Source organism: Saccharolobus solfataricus, assembly GCF_900079115.1.
Taxonomy (GTDB): Archaea; Thermoproteota; Thermoprotei_A; order Sulfolobales; family Sulfolobaceae; genus Saccharolobus; species Saccharolobus solfataricus.
In genome coordinates this window covers 1,546,185-1,560,432 of the sequence record NZ_LT549890.1, presented here as the reverse complement: position 1 = coordinate 1,560,432, position 14,248 = coordinate 1,546,185, and the positions used below count along the sequence as shown (strand labels likewise).

The window sequence follows — 14,248 nt, the reverse complement described above, 5'->3', positions numbered from 1 at the left end:
ATAAAATATATCTATTTCCTATAATTAATAATGAGATGTTTTTTAATCCGTATATATTTAGTTACAAATTTCGTCATTCTTGAATAGCTTCAGTAATTAATTTATCAACTGCATTACTTACGTTATCCCAACTTGAGTGCATTTTAATAAATTCCTCCAACCTCTCATCATTAAACATTTCTTCAATCTTTTTCATATTATATACTTCTAAAGCAGTGTTTACTAAACCTTTAACGTCGAATTCCTTTACAAAAAATACTGGCTTAAAATTATAAGTAGAGGTTAAAGAAGGTAAATCATAAGTTATTACTGGAGTCCCTACCGCCAGTGCTTCAAGTATGGTTACAGAAAAAGATTCTTGGTGTGAAGGTAGAACTAAAGCCCTTGCCTTTGAGAGTATTTCGAATTTTTCTTCTTCAGAAACGTTTTCAATTACTTCTATTCCAAAGCTTCTTGCTTGCTTTACTATAAACTCCTGCTCTTTGTAGCCTATCATTTTTAATTTTACATGTTTTCCTACTTCCAGAGCTTCGTTTGCTCCTTTGGCAGTATTTATTCTTCCTAGAAATACTAGGTAGTCCTCTTTATCAAAATTTCTGTACTTTAAGGCTAGGTTGTTAAAAGCGTGGGGAGGAGATAGAACTTTTGTATTAAAATATTTCGGCAGACCAGTATAATTTAAAGCACATTTGTTCATTACGCTTATAAAACTGGGCTTTGTCTTTATCGCCTTCAGTAAAAATGCTATGTTTTGTAATCTTTGAAAACTACAGAACTCGATTGCACTCTTTCTTGAAAACCATATTTTGCTCCAGACATTTACGCATTTAAAAAAGGACTCCTTTTCTAATAAAGAGTTGTGAGGATCGGTCATTAATAACATTCCGTACTTTCCTCGGCTTAATTTTGAAAATAGAATAGATGGCATTAATTGAATTCTATAAGTATGAGGAACATAAATGAAATCTAATATACCTATTTCCCTTTCATACTCTCTCACGAGCTCCTTGGCTAAAGGGGAAAAGGTAAATAATTCTCTTAATAGTGAAACTTTGCCTAATTTTTTATCCAATAAATATTCAAAAAATGAGGGAACTTTGGCGAATTTCTTTATCTCTTTTAACTGATCTTCAGATATTGCGTCTAAAAAAGCGTGAGTAGTAGGTAAGTAGTAAAGTTTATATCTTAAGGAAAGCCTCTTAATAACTTCCCTTACATGCCTTTCCGAACCACTGTTAGCTTTACTTATAGCTCTTGAGTCTGCTAATCCTAGTGATAACATTCCTAAAAACCTCAGTACCTAGACCTTTAAAAATATTCTTGTAAACGAAAAAGTATATAAATAATGCGTAAAAGAAAATATCTACAGCAGTCATTAGTAAATCAGTTATAAAACCTAATTTTATTGAAATCGTTAGTTTACCGTCTGACGTAAAAACGTATTGCCCAAAGCCGTTTACGCCCAAAGCTTTTCCGTTATTCACTATTATTCCACCGTAAGGTAAAGGTAATGAAGTTTCGACTAAATATCCGGGGTTATTATTAACGCTAAATTCTGCCATAAATTGGTTAAAGGAGAAATTGATGGGTATGGATTCAAACTCGCGAATGTTAATATCGTTTGGAATAATTATAGTCCATGGTTTTATGCTAATATTTTCTTCGCCAGATAGACTAAAAGTTGATATGCTTCCGTTATGATCTATTATATAAGACCCTTGAAGGATGGTCGCGTTTTTACTCTCATTAAATATTTCTATGTTATTCTCATCAACTATTGATGGATTAAGCAGCATTGTCACAGTATTGCTAGTTTTTACTGGTGTAATTATGGCTGGAGTATAGTTAAGTAGAGGATAGAGTAAGCACTCGGCCTTAAATAAAATTGTTTCATTAGATGAATTGAAATAAATGCCCATCTTAGCTTCCCTAAACACTGAAGCGTTAGGCTGTTCAAGTAAGTAAACATCGGCATTTGCGTAAACTACCTTAAGCCCAGAGTGGTTTAGATAGGAATAAATGAAAGAATTGCTTAATGGGATGTAAGACGTATTGTCTATGAATAAGTACTTTATCCCTGCTATATCGTAAGCCAAAGGAGCTTGGTTAACGTTAGTAGTAGGTGGAGGAGAAATTGTAGCGTAACCAGGCATTAAAGGAGGAGAATGTGATATAAATTGAAAATGTGCCCACTTTTCACTAAATCCTACTTCACCTACGTGAGAGTGTCCGGAATGTAAAAAATTGAATTTTTATTGACAAGAATAAATTGATTTTTAGCATTATCTTGGATTAAATTGGAGTAACACTTAAGTTATGGGAGTAGAGGGTAGTACCATGGCAAGAACATTAAGACACATACCAAACTTGATGTACTACCCTCTTCCCCCAATAGAGGATATGCCGTGGAGGGAAAAATGGTTAACGGAGATCAAGCCCGTGCTGGACACCATGGATTTGGAGAGGGTTCTGGGCGAGGGTGCGCTGGTTTACCTGAAGTTGTTAATCGTCATGGTGCTCTACTCTTGCTCCTATAGGGACGCGGTGAAAATGGTCAACGTGAACGTGGTCGTGGCCTGGTTCGTGGGGAGGAAGGTGGGGAAGAGCACGCTGCACGACTTCGTGGGCAGGTTGTACGGGGTGAGGAAGAAGTTGTTGGAGATTTCCTTCAAGCTTGAGGAGAAGTGCCTACCCAGTTACCTCCCTGCGAGCGCGCATCTCGTGGACTTCATGGCGTGGCTAGTGGACTCCTTCCTACTGGACTTACCTCCTGGGAAGAGGAGCGTGGAGACCTTTCGGGAGAAGGCGGAGCTGGAGAGGAGGGAAGGTAACCTGGAGAGGGCCAGGAAGCTGCTCTCCCTGGGGAGAACCAAGAGGAGGTTCGAGGGAAGGTGGACCAAGAAGAGAGGGGTCTCGCACTACGGGCTCAAGGCAGTGGCCGTGATCTCCGTCTCCCTCTTCGTGAGGTCCATCACGGTGAAGCCAGCCAACTTCTCGGACAAGAGGTTCAAGTCACCGCTCAAGGGGATTAAGATCGCGGACAGGGGATTCTCTCCCTCCCCGACACAGCTCATAGCGCGGGAGAAGCCCTTCACTACCCTGAGGGCCCACGTGGAGTTCTTCGGCACCTACCTGAACGCGTTCTGGAGGCCCTACGGGACCACGACCTGGAGGAACGACGTCTTCCTTCACGTCCTGGGAGTGATCTACAACATCAAGATGTTCCTCGCGATCCAACGGAGGACTCCTCCAGGACGTAGAGCCGTTCAGCTCTGAGACGCGCCTCCTCGCGATCAGGCAACGCTATGCGCGATAGGTAAATCCTCTCGTCTTGATATTTTTCCATTATAAAGTTTTTCTCGGTTATCCGGGTTTCACCCTTCTGGCAATATTAATATTTATCATTCTGTTTATCTATTCGTTCAGATAATTACATTCCGGACACTCTCACGTAAGCTACTCCTGCGTTAGAGGTTGATAAGAGATTCATTACGTGAACCCATTGAGGTGGAGGATTTAAAGGATAATAATATCCTTCTAAGGATATACTATTACCAGGGAAAGATCCGGTGACTTCTGACGGGTATAGAGTACCGTTAAAGTATTGCCAGCTGGCAAACACTGCTAGCACAATTATTATACTAACCGCAATTTTCTTTAGAATCTCCTTATTAATTCTATTTAATAAATAATTGGTACCAAGTATGGAAAGATAACTTGCAAAAGGCAGAGCCATGACCTCAGCATAATAAGGAATTGCAAAAGTTGTGGCAAATATTCCTCCAACAATAGGTAGTTTTGAAGGATCTATCTCTAGCAAATATACAAATTCCTTAATAGGAACGTTTGTTCCTGCAGATAATGAAATAATGAGTAACATTGGAATGAATAACAAAGAAGAGGCAAGTGTTCTTTTTCTATCAAATAATGCTAGTGCTGCTACTATGAAGAAAATGTAGAGAGATGCCAACCAAATATAAGTTATTATGCCAGGCGGCAGCAATATTAAGGAATTATTACCGAAATGCGGAAAGAACCACCATTGTGTTCTAGGATAAAAGAGAATTGAAGGTGGAGCATATACTATAGAAGTCCACTCAGAATTTATGAAAGCAAAGACGTTAAAGAGTAAAGAATTCTCAGACCACGTTGCGATATAAGAATAAGTATCTGGCCTATAAGCTGGTACTGTTATAGCGTTTATTGTGCTTGCTTGTGTTATTAATGAAGGATAAACGAATAAATAATATATGTAAGCGATTATAGGTAATGACGATATGTAAGTTAATGAAAGATATTTTATTAACTTTAATATTAATCTGGGCTTAATTATAATGACAATTATAAATGTCAATATTAGAATATATGAGCCCCAAATATAAAGTCTTGGATCCATTAATCCCGAAAAACCTAGGGCTATACCAGATTTTAATATGTCAAGTTTAGTCACGTTTTTATCATTTACTACAATATCAATTAGTTTTATTAAGATGTAAGAAAATATTATAACTCCCCATATAAGGTTATAAAAATTAAACGCAACGTACTCTAAATATAAAGGATTAAGTAAAAAGAATAATACTCCAATTATTAGTGATAAGCTTTTATATCTACTAATTTTAAAAATATTTATTGCTTTATTTATCATTGTATATAATAACAAAAATGTTATAGAAAAGGTGATAATAAGAAAAATCTTGTATAATATAATAATATTGTAAATACCTAATGATGTAAAAATAAGTAAATATAAAAAATAAATACCGTCATTTACAGAAAATCCATATTCAGGGTTATATATTGATGCGGCTAGTAAGTGTTCGACTTCTTTTCCAGAGAAGAGTGGCAAATTGGGGCCATAGAAGTTCAAATATCCATTGCTAAATAGAAATACATAAATAGGAACTAACGTAAGTAGGTAAAGTATCAAAGCAGTAATAAGGTTACGCCTATTATTACCTATAAACCTAATCATTTTATTTTATCGTCTTGTAATTAAATATAAGTTTTTTCATAGGCCAATTAGTGTCTTTCCTTAATTTGTCTAACGAATAGTAATGCATATTTCGTTATAAGTTTTTAAATAGAGTTCACTATAGCTAAACTGATGCCTTGTTTATTGTTAAAGGGAGATATAATTGAATCTAAAACTGGTACTGTTAGATGGGCTTTAGAAGTTCAAAAAGCTATTCCAGATTTATCCTTATTTTATTTCGGAAAAAGTAATTCACTTCAGAAAAATCAGTATTTAATTAAAATTGCAAAAATTGGAAGTATTTATATTATATTACCCACATTTTCAAATCTAAGAAATATAGCTAAATTACTTAAATGTAATTCTGTATATTTTGTAGATATTCCATCACTACCATTCTTTTTATTAATATATTTTATCTTAAAATTGTTTGGAAGGAAAATTATATTCGGGCTACACGGTTTTATTCAGAGAGATAATGGTATTAAAGGGAAAATATTTAGGAACGTAGCAAAACATGAAACGGTTCATGTGCTAAATGTATATGACAAAAACTTAATGGAGAAGATTGGATGTAAGCGAATTTTCTTGATTCCTAACTTTATATATTCTAACTCTTCTGAGATTATACGATGTAATAAGTTTATCGTATTATTTGTAGGTAGGTTAGATATAAATCACAAAGGAATAGATTTATTAGTTGATATAATATTGAAGTTAAAAACTAACATAGAATTCCATATAATAGGTAATGGAGAAGGTAAAAACGTCATAGAAGAGTTAGCTAAAAAGCAAACTAACGTAAAGTACTTAGGAGAAGTTAATGACGAAGTTTTGAGCCAAGAGTATGCGAGAGCTTCATTATTTATTCTTACTTCCAGATACGAGACCTTTGGATATGTATTACTTGAAGCTCAATCTCACGGTTTACCAATTGTGGCTTTTGATTTGCCTGAGATAAGGGATAATATAATATTGGGTAAATTAGTTAGACCCTTTAATACTGAAGACTTTGCTAGAGCTATTTTAGATTTTTATAACCAATATAAACTTAACAAGGAAAAATATTATCTAATTAGAGAAGAAATAAGAAGAAAAGCATATGATATTTTTAATAAACAAAAAATAATAGATAATATATTAAAATTATTTTTATAAAAATATTACTCTATTAAAATCCTATTATTTAAACGCATATAAAATTCCAATTTCGTGTTCATTATATCTTTTAGGCTTTGTGTATTCAACCTTAAATCCTTTTTCTATTAGGAACTCAGATAATTTATAAGGTCCATAATGATATTCTAGTGCTATTTGACTTATTTTATCTAAGGTAGTATTATCTAAGCTATAGATAGCATCATATTCACAACCTTCGCAATCTATCTTAAGAACAATGTTTTCTGATATAACATATTCACTAATTATACTTCTTAAGGTTTTTACAGGAATAATATTACCGTTTTCTGAATTTTGGAAATTCTTGGTATAAGCATCTAAACCTACATCTATATTTGGTATTTTTATTAATCCTTCTTCATTACCTATTGCTACATTTAAAGGTATAATATTAGTAATATTATTAAATCTAATATTTTCAGTTAAGTAGTTAAACAATTTGGGCATAGGTTCTATAGCATAAACTTCTTTAGCTCCGTTTATAGCAAAGTATATAGATGAGTCTCCTATATTTGCCCCAATATCTATAACAGTTTTATTTTTAAAATCAATTTTTCCATACTCAAAACTTATAAATTGATTATATACATGTCCATTTAGAAGGAAGCCATAAAATCTTAAACGTTTATCCTTATATGTAAATTCCATGTAATTATCTTTAATGTTAAACAATGGATTTGCTCCTGGTAAAAAACTCGAGAGAGTGTCCCAAGTGCAAATAATTGAATAAATCTATGTAAAGGTTTATAGATAATAATTCAAAAGATATCGTGAATTACTGAGAAATTTTGAATTTTCGCTTGAAGCAAAAAGTCGCGTAATACTTAAAGGGAACCGGGACGATGTAGTACCGATTCACATGAAGCATTGGATAGAATACTACAACGGCCCGGTTCCCTATGAACATTTATCAGCAAGGCATAAAACACTTGTGAAAATGAACTACATGCTGATCACGTCTGAAGTGCTGTCGCGTCTCTCTGACCTCTTCATATTGAGAGCGTTAATAGTAATGATTGTGTGGACGTGCTCCTACAGGGACGTGCGGAGCTACTACGAGTCAGACGTGGTGGTAAGGTGGTTCCTAGGCGAGTACAAGTCTAAGTCGGAGATCCATAGGAGGGCAAAGAAATTTAGGGGAGAGGTAAAGACTCTGTTCAAGGAGTACGCCAAGGAGTTGGAGGGGAAGATGAGTAGACTTGCCGACTACTTACCTAGCAGTGCGTTATACGGAAAGGTTGGAAAGCTGTGGATCGTGGATTCCTTCCTAATCGAGGTACCCTTCGGGAAGAGGAACAAGGAAACATTGAAGAAGAAGTTTGAGCTAGACCTAAGGCAGAGGAAGTACAGGGAGGCGGCTAACACGCTCTTCTTTTACATTAAGTGCAAAGCGAGGAGGAGGTTCAAGGGAGAGTTTACAAAGAAGAGGAACAGGAGTTACTTCGGCTTCAAGGTCTTCAACCTCATGTCGCCAACAATGATAGTTCACGAGATTCAAGTGGAACTGGCCAATTTTCCGGACAATAAGGTTGGCTTCTCTCGCAGCGGTTATAAGGTAGTGGATAGGGGCTTCGTGGGGAAGTCCTCGACCTGGTTGATAGGTTTCTCTAGTTTCAGGAGGTATGTGGAGTTCTTTGGGATCTTCTTGAGGAGGTATTGGAGGCCTTACGCTACTGAAAAGGGTATGGTCGAGTTCTTTGTCTACGTTATCGCGTTGATTTACAACTCCTACATCTACACTTCTGTGTTATCGCGTGTTCCGGAGAGTCAACTCGCCCACTAACTTGTACCGCGAGAGTTGATCAAGGTAGTGTGGACTATGTTGGAAATTCTGTTTTTCTCTATACTTGATTATTTTCCATTACAATATAAGCTTAATCTCTCGTTATACTGAAAGATATAATTATATTTTATTCTTAATTAATTATAAAATTATTTTTCTATCATACTATATTTATTCAATTATTTGCGCTTGGGACACTCTCTCTAGCACGGGTTTGATATCCGTTAATCATTTTTCCCTCCACGGCATATCCTCTCTTGGGGGGAGAGAATAGTACACTAAGTTTGGGATGCGTCTTAGTGTACGTGTCATGGTACTACTCTCTCCTCCCATAACTTAAGTATTACTACAATTTAATCCAAGATAACGCTAAGAATCAATTTATTCTCAAAAATTAAAATTCAGTTTTTTACATTCCGGACACTCTCACGAGATTATGGTATAGTCACTGAGCTACAAATTAATTAAGCTGACTAGACTTCATAAAGTGAAGCTATTAAAATTGATACTCTTATATACGTTTGGAAGATTAGGAAAACAATTTACAGCTTAATGGTTAGAATATGAGATATCTATCAAATTTTATCTTTTAGCTACGTTAAACTTATTCTTAGTTATTCGGTTTGGAATTTAAGAAACTTAATAGCATAGCATCTGAGAAAATTAAAGTATTTAGTAGGATATTTCGATTCTTAAATCATAAAATGATTAAAGTATTTTTCCTAGTCCAAGAAACATATTATATCTCATTGACTATACTACCAACTTCCTCATGAGTCACTTATTTTTACCCTAAAATTAAACTGTAACTATGGAATCAAGTATTCAAGCTTTAAAAAACATCAAAACAGGTTCACTATATTACTTTTTAGCAATAATTATAGCTTTGGTAACAGAAGTAGTTATATTGAGAGAAAACTCACTGGCTAATAGCTTTTTCGTCTTAATATTTGAGTTAGTCGCATATGGCATATTGCTAATAGGATTTTCAAGAATGAGAACTGGATTTTTCCAGTTATCGAAAACGATAAATACATACATAGGCACAACTGGAGTTAACATATTTATTATCGGCATAGTAGCATTGCTATTCGGTGCTATTTTACCGATTTTAATTTATATAGGAGGTTCCCTAGTATTTATAGGTGACGTAATGATAGGGTATACTATATATAAGATAGGACAGAGATTTCAAGTAAATACAGAGAAAATTGCAGGAATTCTGGTAATGATATCTATAACCTCTTTCATAGGTTACATAATTTCCTACTTTGCTTCTGATGAAGTTATGAGAAAAATGCTTCAAGCCCCTAGGGAAGAAAAGCTACTAATAGTTCCTAGCGACAAGAGTATAGGTTACGGAATTTTAAAAAGCAACGGAGATGCAAACGTAGTCGTTTATTCTAAAGAGTCCTCTGAAATAATCTCAGCCCAAATTATGGGCTACAATTTTCAAGCATTACAAATCAATCCCAAAACAGTTATGGCGGGAGAAAATAGAATATATATAAAATTTGCTCTATCTGGAGTAACGTTTGTTCCGGGAAATATTTATAATTTAGAGATATTACTTGCTAATAGTGAAAAATTATTAGCCTCCTTAGTTTATGAGTTATAATTAGATATAATATTTCATGATGATTATAAATTACACGATTCTATAAGCTGCAGCTACAAATAACCTTATGCTTCTTAAAGAGACAAGAACTTTTTATGTAATCTCTGAAAATTATATGTGCTATGATTAGCATGCAAGTTAAAATTAGCGGTAATCAAGTTTTATTGGTTAATAATTCATATTGTGCAGAAGGATTCCTTACCTTTAATGGTAACACATATACGATTCCCGTTCCACGTCAGTTCTTATATAGTGGTACTCCAGTAATTTTCGCCAATAGCGATTTTGGCGGATCAGTTAATCCCTCTTTTGCTCTTGAAGGAACTTACACTGATCTATTCAAATTATTTAATATAATATCATTATGGTCAACTGGTTGGTATGGCATGTTCATTAACGGTCAATGGGTTACGTATATTAATGCAGTTGTTGGGTATTCATCAGCAACCGGCGTAGGCGATACGGCAACTATACCATCATATGTTGTTGAAAGCGGTTTAACATTGTTCCATAATGAGTTTCTTGGTGTTTGGACGAACCCATATGTATGGTACTTCAGCATTGGATGAAGTTATACATATCAGCATTATGGACTAAACTATAAACAGTTATCTGAGGGACAGAGTTATAATACAATAAATGGACTAAACTACAATACTCAATACGTACCTATCTAAAATTGTGATAAGATTTTTAAATCAAAAGTACATCCTTTTTTAATGGCTACATCTACATCTGTTACAAATCAATCTTTAGTTCCCGCATTTGGCCCAGTTCATTTTACTCCTCGAAACGTAGACTACTTTCCTCTTTTAATATCTTTAATACTTATTTCCCTAGCCTCCATATCGTTATTATTTACCATTTTTCATGAATTAAGAATCATTAGTAAACTAAAGCGAATAATATTAAGAAAGGACATATAGTTCTTCCACGTCAGTTCTTCTTATAACGGAAACAGTTACTCAGCAAATGCTTACACATAAAGTAGTAGTGCACAAGTTTATGGAAACTTGCAACTAAGTTATACAGAGACACCGTTAGGACTCCTAGTATAACGAAAAGACTTATAAGTTAATCCTTTTTTTACCTCATTTATATGACATCTTGTATATATTGTACACCGGGTGAAGAAAACATAAGTGTACCAGATGGGAAAATTATTTTCCCGAATACAACACCTTGGTATGTTCAATACGCTCCAGAAATTGCCTTAGCAATTTTTTAGCCTCTTTAGGGATTGCAATGTACTTAAGCCCCAAATTTCGTAAGGCAGTAATAGACTTACTACGGCATTTAATAGACTAAGCCCTTTATAAACTTACACAATTTTTTATCGCTTAATGAAGTGGGAATTATAGGCCCTTACGTTTGTCCCCTTTGCTTAATGTCATTTTCTTCATCAGTTAGTCTGAAGCAACACATACGATACACTGAACATACTAAATAGGTAATACAATTATGTTAAGGAATACTTCGCCAGTAGGATCAAGCACTAATTCATTTATGTATAATATAACAAAGTCCCCGATGATAATATTTGTAGATAAACGTATCTTCACCACCAGTTCCAGTAATAAAATTAGATGACACGACGTTGGAGCCTACAAACACTAGGAAAAGCTGAATTGCTAGAGTTCCTATATTTGACTTAAGAGTCAACGTCTCTACATAACCTAAATAATATGAGGAATAAAGAGCTATAAAAATGAATTTGAAAAGTTTACGGCAAAGCTTTGGTAGCTACTCTCTGATGACCCAGAAGGGTATGAGCCCGATAGAACGCTATAACCCATGTATTAGGATACGTTTGTGCAGACGTTGGTGTTACTAATGACATTAAGAATATAGTTAATATCCCTAAAGTTACTAGGACTGACTTCATGTTAAGAGAACAAAAAGTTAAGACTTTTTAAAGGGCCATAGACAGTAAAGGTAAAATGAATAATTCATATATTACAACAACTAAGAAGATTGATGCAACTACTTTAAGCGCTAACATTTTCAAACGGTATGGCAAAAATTTTGTTGTCCAATACATAGCGGCTAATCCTATAATTTTGAGGCTAATTGAGTCTGGAAACACGTAATTACCTCCGATGGTCTCAATTAAGTTAACCAAAGGGTTTAGTTCAATAAACCCTCCAGTTATTGCGATATAACCAGTCCATAGTTCGTAGCTGTAAAGGAGGTCAATAGTGTTACAAATAACGATAATTAACCAAAGACTCCTCACCCCTAACTTCATCAAGGTTCACCTAACTAACGCAGATATATTATGTTTTTTGCAAACATGGTCTAGGGTTGAATCAGTGTTTCTAAACTCCTTTTTGCATATGGGACAAGTCTTTGTATGCTCAGTATATCTGATGTGTTGTTTCAGACTAACTGAGGAATTAAAGGGCATGAGACAGAGGGGACAAACGTAAGGGCCTATAATTCCCACTTCATTAAGCGATAAAAAATTGTGTGACTTTATAAATGGTCTAATTTTTGGGTCTAATCATTGGAATTATAAGTATGATTAAGCCTATTGCGATTGTGAATGGCCATAAGTTAGCGTACAAAGGTGGCGGGATCTCATACCCTCTACAAAATATACCAAATGTATTTGGGGGGCGTTAATATTTGGGCAAAAATATGTTGAATGGTCGATGGAATAGAGCCATAAACCTATTCCCGTAAGGGCTATTGATAAAAATATGGTCGATAGGCTTCTTTTATTTGGTTTTACCCTTCCAAAATCCGGTGAGAAATAAAGAGTTAAGAAAGCCACGATTATTCCGGAAACGAAAATTAGAAGCGAAAGGAATTCCATGTTTAAAAAAATAGGTTAACTTAAAATATCTTATGGTGAGATCCAATACAAAGCGTAGTTTAGACCGTTTATTGTATTATAACTCTGTCCCTCAGATAACTGTTTATAGTTTAATCCATGAGCACTATAATCTTGTGGAGTCCCTATACTGAAATACCATGCATACGGGTTATACCAATAGTTTATGAACACGTTATGGAATAATGTTAAACCGGTTTCTGCATAATATGATGGTATAGGTGTCGTACCGCCTACGTCTGTTGCCGAAGAATGCCCCGCAACTGCATTTATAGGTTCCGGAGCTACATTAATCCACATTCCATCCCAGAGACTAAAGGTAAAAGTTTAGAGGAAGCATCAAGAGAGGCCAGAGTTAACAAAAGTTTTAACTTTAAGAAGAGTGTTTTTAATTTTTGTGTTTCTATTGGACTTTTTTATAATTCGCTTCAAAATTGTAATTAATACTAGCTAAACGCTCTTAAATTATCAATCCACTAAACCAAGAGCTATTGTTAATAACAAAACGCTATTGTATTTCTAGAATCAGTCTCATAAAAGATTATTTTCAACTAATTCGAACGCATCTTTAATTACTTTTTTAGCTAATACTTACTGTGATTATCTTGAAAGGTAACAAAATCGATTATCTATTTCTCCTCTTTGGTCTCTTAGGACTAAGCACAATGATCTACTCTTACCTATCCTTTAGCTTAGACGTGATAAGTAGGAACAGTTGTACCATAAATTCCGTGATAAGTTGCTCATCAGTGGAAAACAGCATATACTCAACGTTTCTAGGGATAAAATTGTACTACTACGGAATGGCCTACTTTTCAGCCATAATAGTACTCTCATTACTTGTCGTAAAGGGGACAGTAAAGAACATAATTGGTTACGTAATTTCCCTACTGAGTATTATAGCCTCCATCATATCGGTTTATTTAATATATACTGAAATATTCTTGTTAGGACACATGTGTATAGTATGTACTTTAGCACATGTCTCAATTTTCAGCGTTCTAATCCTCTCCGTGATTAAGTTCAAGGTATGACTACTTTCAAAAGCGTTCACTTAGCCCTAATACCGCAACTTGAGGAGAGATTGAGTAAAATTGGAGACGTTGAAGTAATGAATGAAGTTAAAAAGCTTAAGTCGGCCCTACCAAATAACGTAGTTCTAGTTACAATGGATAAAAACCTGGCTTCAAACATTTCGTTAAACTTGAAAACAATAACGCTAGAGAGTTACGAATAAACAATACGATACGGGTGAGTTCTTACATTGCTTAAGCTATTACCCTCAATACAGTTTCAATAAGGGTTTTAGAAAGGTCTTATACCTGGAATTTGAGGGAAAAGACGTAGGTAAGATCAGTTATAACACTGAGGATTTACTAACAGTAAACGTGGAGACGTTAGATATTAAATACAATTACGCCAAAGTTTTAGAGGCTAAAAAGCATCATAAAACCCTCTTCATGAACTAGCTTTCTTCACCAATTGACCTCTCGTGAGTCCCTCACCATTTTCTTATCCTCGTAAAAGGCCTTAACCTTCTATTTCGACTCTTTACCATTAAAAACCTCAATTAGAGTTGCCCTCTTTAATTTTCTTCCAATACTAATGGGCATTAAGTGCTTAACATCTACGTGATATCCCACAGTAGTCTTCCCCTTTTCCAAATACTTTTGAGCTAGCTCAAGGGCCACGTTTTCCATAAAGGCAATCATCAAGGGAGTTGATAAAACGTTAACGTTACCACTTCCAACTACAACTGATGAATGTTCTTGCCTAATTAGAAAGACCTTTTCCAAACTCTCCCCAACCTTAATGAGAGAAGAGAGGGAAAATGAAAAATAAAGTTAATAGTCTAAG

At 34.8% G+C, this 14,248-nt stretch carries 16 protein-coding genes and 2 pseudogenes; 8 read left to right on the top strand and 10 right to left on the bottom strand.

What is annotated here, in order from left to right; all coding sequences use genetic code 11:
* Positions 1–73: 73 nt before the first annotated feature.
* Positions 74–1,282, bottom strand: a complete 1,209-nt coding sequence (locus tag SSOP1_RS08380; protein ID WP_010923520.1) for a glycosyltransferase — start codon at positions 1,280–1,282, stop codon at positions 74–76.
* Positions 1,242–2,153: a hypothetical protein gene (locus SSOP1_RS08375; RefSeq protein WP_063492817.1), complete on the bottom strand. Its 912-nt coding sequence runs from the start codon at positions 2,151–2,153 to the stop codon at positions 1,242–1,244. Before SSOP1_RS08375 ends, SSOP1_RS08380 begins: the two co-directional genes overlap by 41 nt.
* 163 nt (positions 2,154–2,316) lie before the next feature.
* Between SSOP1_RS08375 and SSOP1_RS08370 the strand changes: the two genes are divergently transcribed.
* Positions 2,317–3,276, top strand: coding sequence for an IS5-like element ISC1234 family transposase (locus SSOP1_RS08370; protein ID WP_010924011.1), 960 nt, complete (start codon positions 2,317–2,319; stop codon positions 3,274–3,276).
* A gap of 154 nt (positions 3,277–3,430) precedes the next feature.
* Here SSOP1_RS08370 and SSOP1_RS08365 read toward each other — a convergent pair whose 3' ends face one another.
* On the bottom strand, positions 3,431–4,975 hold the full coding sequence (locus tag SSOP1_RS08365) for a hypothetical protein (RefSeq protein WP_197653736.1): 1,545 nt from the start codon (positions 4,973–4,975) through the stop codon (positions 3,431–3,433).
* Between the two features lie 144 nt (positions 4,976–5,119).
* Between SSOP1_RS08365 and SSOP1_RS08360 the strand changes: the two genes are divergently transcribed.
* Positions 5,120–6,133: a glycosyltransferase gene (locus SSOP1_RS08360; protein WP_158011702.1), complete on the top strand. Its 1,014-nt coding sequence runs from the start codon at positions 5,120–5,122 to the stop codon at positions 6,131–6,133.
* A 24-nt stretch (positions 6,134–6,157) separates the two neighbouring features.
* On the opposite strand, the gene SSOP1_RS08355 is transcribed toward SSOP1_RS08360, so the two are convergent.
* Positions 6,158–6,826 carry an FkbM family methyltransferase gene (locus tag SSOP1_RS08355; RefSeq protein ID WP_010923516.1) on the bottom strand — a complete coding sequence of 223 codons (669 nt, stop codon included), beginning with the start codon at positions 6,824–6,826 and terminating at the stop codon, positions 6,158–6,160.
* 187 nt (positions 6,827–7,013) lie between these two features.
* Here SSOP1_RS08355 and SSOP1_RS08350 point away from each other — a divergent pair, with 187 nt between their 5' ends.
* Entirely contained in the window at positions 7,014–7,937 is a 924-nt protein-coding gene (locus tag SSOP1_RS08350; protein WP_010923140.1) for an IS5-like element ISC1290 family transposase, read from the top strand.
* A 231-nt stretch (positions 7,938–8,168) separates the two neighbouring features.
* On the opposite strand, the pseudogene SSOP1_RS17060 reads toward SSOP1_RS08350, so the two are convergent.
* Positions 8,169–8,270, bottom strand: a pseudogene (locus SSOP1_RS17060) (IS5/IS1182 family transposase); the annotation flags it as partial.
* 478 nt (positions 8,271–8,748) lie between these two features.
* Between SSOP1_RS17060 and SSOP1_RS08345 the strand changes: the two are divergent.
* The 3 genes from SSOP1_RS08345 to SSOP1_RS17845 all read left to right on the top strand — a co-directional run bounded on the left by SSOP1_RS08345 (position 8,749) and on the right by SSOP1_RS17845 (position 10,783).
* Positions 8,749–9,555, top strand: a complete 807-nt coding sequence (locus tag SSOP1_RS08345) for a DUF973 family protein (RefSeq protein ID WP_010923515.1) — start codon at positions 8,749–8,751, stop codon at positions 9,553–9,555.
* A gap of 122 nt (positions 9,556–9,677) precedes the next feature.
* Positions 9,678–10,124, top strand: a complete 447-nt coding sequence (locus SSOP1_RS08340) for a hypothetical protein (RefSeq protein ID WP_010923514.1) — start codon at positions 9,678–9,680, stop codon at positions 10,122–10,124.
* 530 nt (positions 10,125–10,654) lie between these two features.
* The gene (locus SSOP1_RS17845) at positions 10,655–10,783 is read left to right on the top strand and encodes a hypothetical protein (protein WP_012952369.1); all 129 of its coding nucleotides are present in this window, start codon (positions 10,655–10,657) and stop codon (positions 10,781–10,783) included.
* Positions 10,784–11,467: 684 nt separating this feature from the next.
* Here the strand turns inward: SSOP1_RS17845 and SSOP1_RS08330 are convergent.
* The 4 genes and pseudogenes from SSOP1_RS08330 to SSOP1_RS08325 all read right to left on the bottom strand — a co-directional run bounded on the left by SSOP1_RS08330 (position 11,468) and on the right by SSOP1_RS08325 (position 12,691).
* Entirely contained in the window at positions 11,468–11,803 is a 336-nt protein-coding gene (locus tag SSOP1_RS08330; protein WP_012713056.1) for a hypothetical protein, read from the bottom strand.
* A 6-nt stretch (positions 11,804–11,809) separates the two neighbouring features.
* The gene (locus SSOP1_RS16410; RefSeq protein ID WP_010923513.1) at positions 11,810–12,001 is read right to left on the bottom strand and encodes a C2H2-type zinc finger protein; all 192 of its coding nucleotides are present in this window, start codon (positions 11,999–12,001) and stop codon (positions 11,810–11,812) included.
* A 40-nt stretch (positions 12,002–12,041) separates the two neighbouring features.
* A pseudogene (locus tag SSOP1_RS16405) lies at positions 12,042–12,373 on the bottom strand (hypothetical protein).
* A 30-nt stretch (positions 12,374–12,403) separates the two neighbouring features.
* Positions 12,404–12,691, bottom strand: a complete 288-nt coding sequence (locus tag SSOP1_RS08325; RefSeq protein WP_010923511.1) for a hypothetical protein — start codon at positions 12,689–12,691, stop codon at positions 12,404–12,406.
* A gap of 296 nt (positions 12,692–12,987) precedes the next feature.
* Here SSOP1_RS08325 and SSOP1_RS08320 point away from each other — a divergent pair, with 296 nt between their 5' ends.
* Positions 12,988–13,425: a vitamin K epoxide reductase family protein gene (locus SSOP1_RS08320; protein WP_010923510.1), complete on the top strand. Its 438-nt coding sequence runs from the start codon at positions 12,988–12,990 to the stop codon at positions 13,423–13,425.
* The gene (locus SSOP1_RS08315) at positions 13,422–13,628 is read left to right on the top strand and encodes a PIN domain-containing protein (RefSeq protein ID WP_010923509.1); all 207 of its coding nucleotides are present in this window, start codon (positions 13,422–13,424) and stop codon (positions 13,626–13,628) included. The genes SSOP1_RS08320 and SSOP1_RS08315 overlap by 4 nt, the downstream gene beginning before the upstream one ends.
* 301 nt (positions 13,629–13,929) lie before the next feature.
* On the opposite strand, the gene SSOP1_RS08310 is transcribed toward SSOP1_RS08315, so the two are convergent.
* The gene (locus SSOP1_RS08310; RefSeq protein WP_010923508.1) at positions 13,930–14,187 is read right to left on the bottom strand and encodes a thioesterase family protein; all 258 of its coding nucleotides are present in this window, start codon (positions 14,185–14,187) and stop codon (positions 13,930–13,932) included.
* Positions 14,188–14,248: the final 61 nt, after the last annotated feature.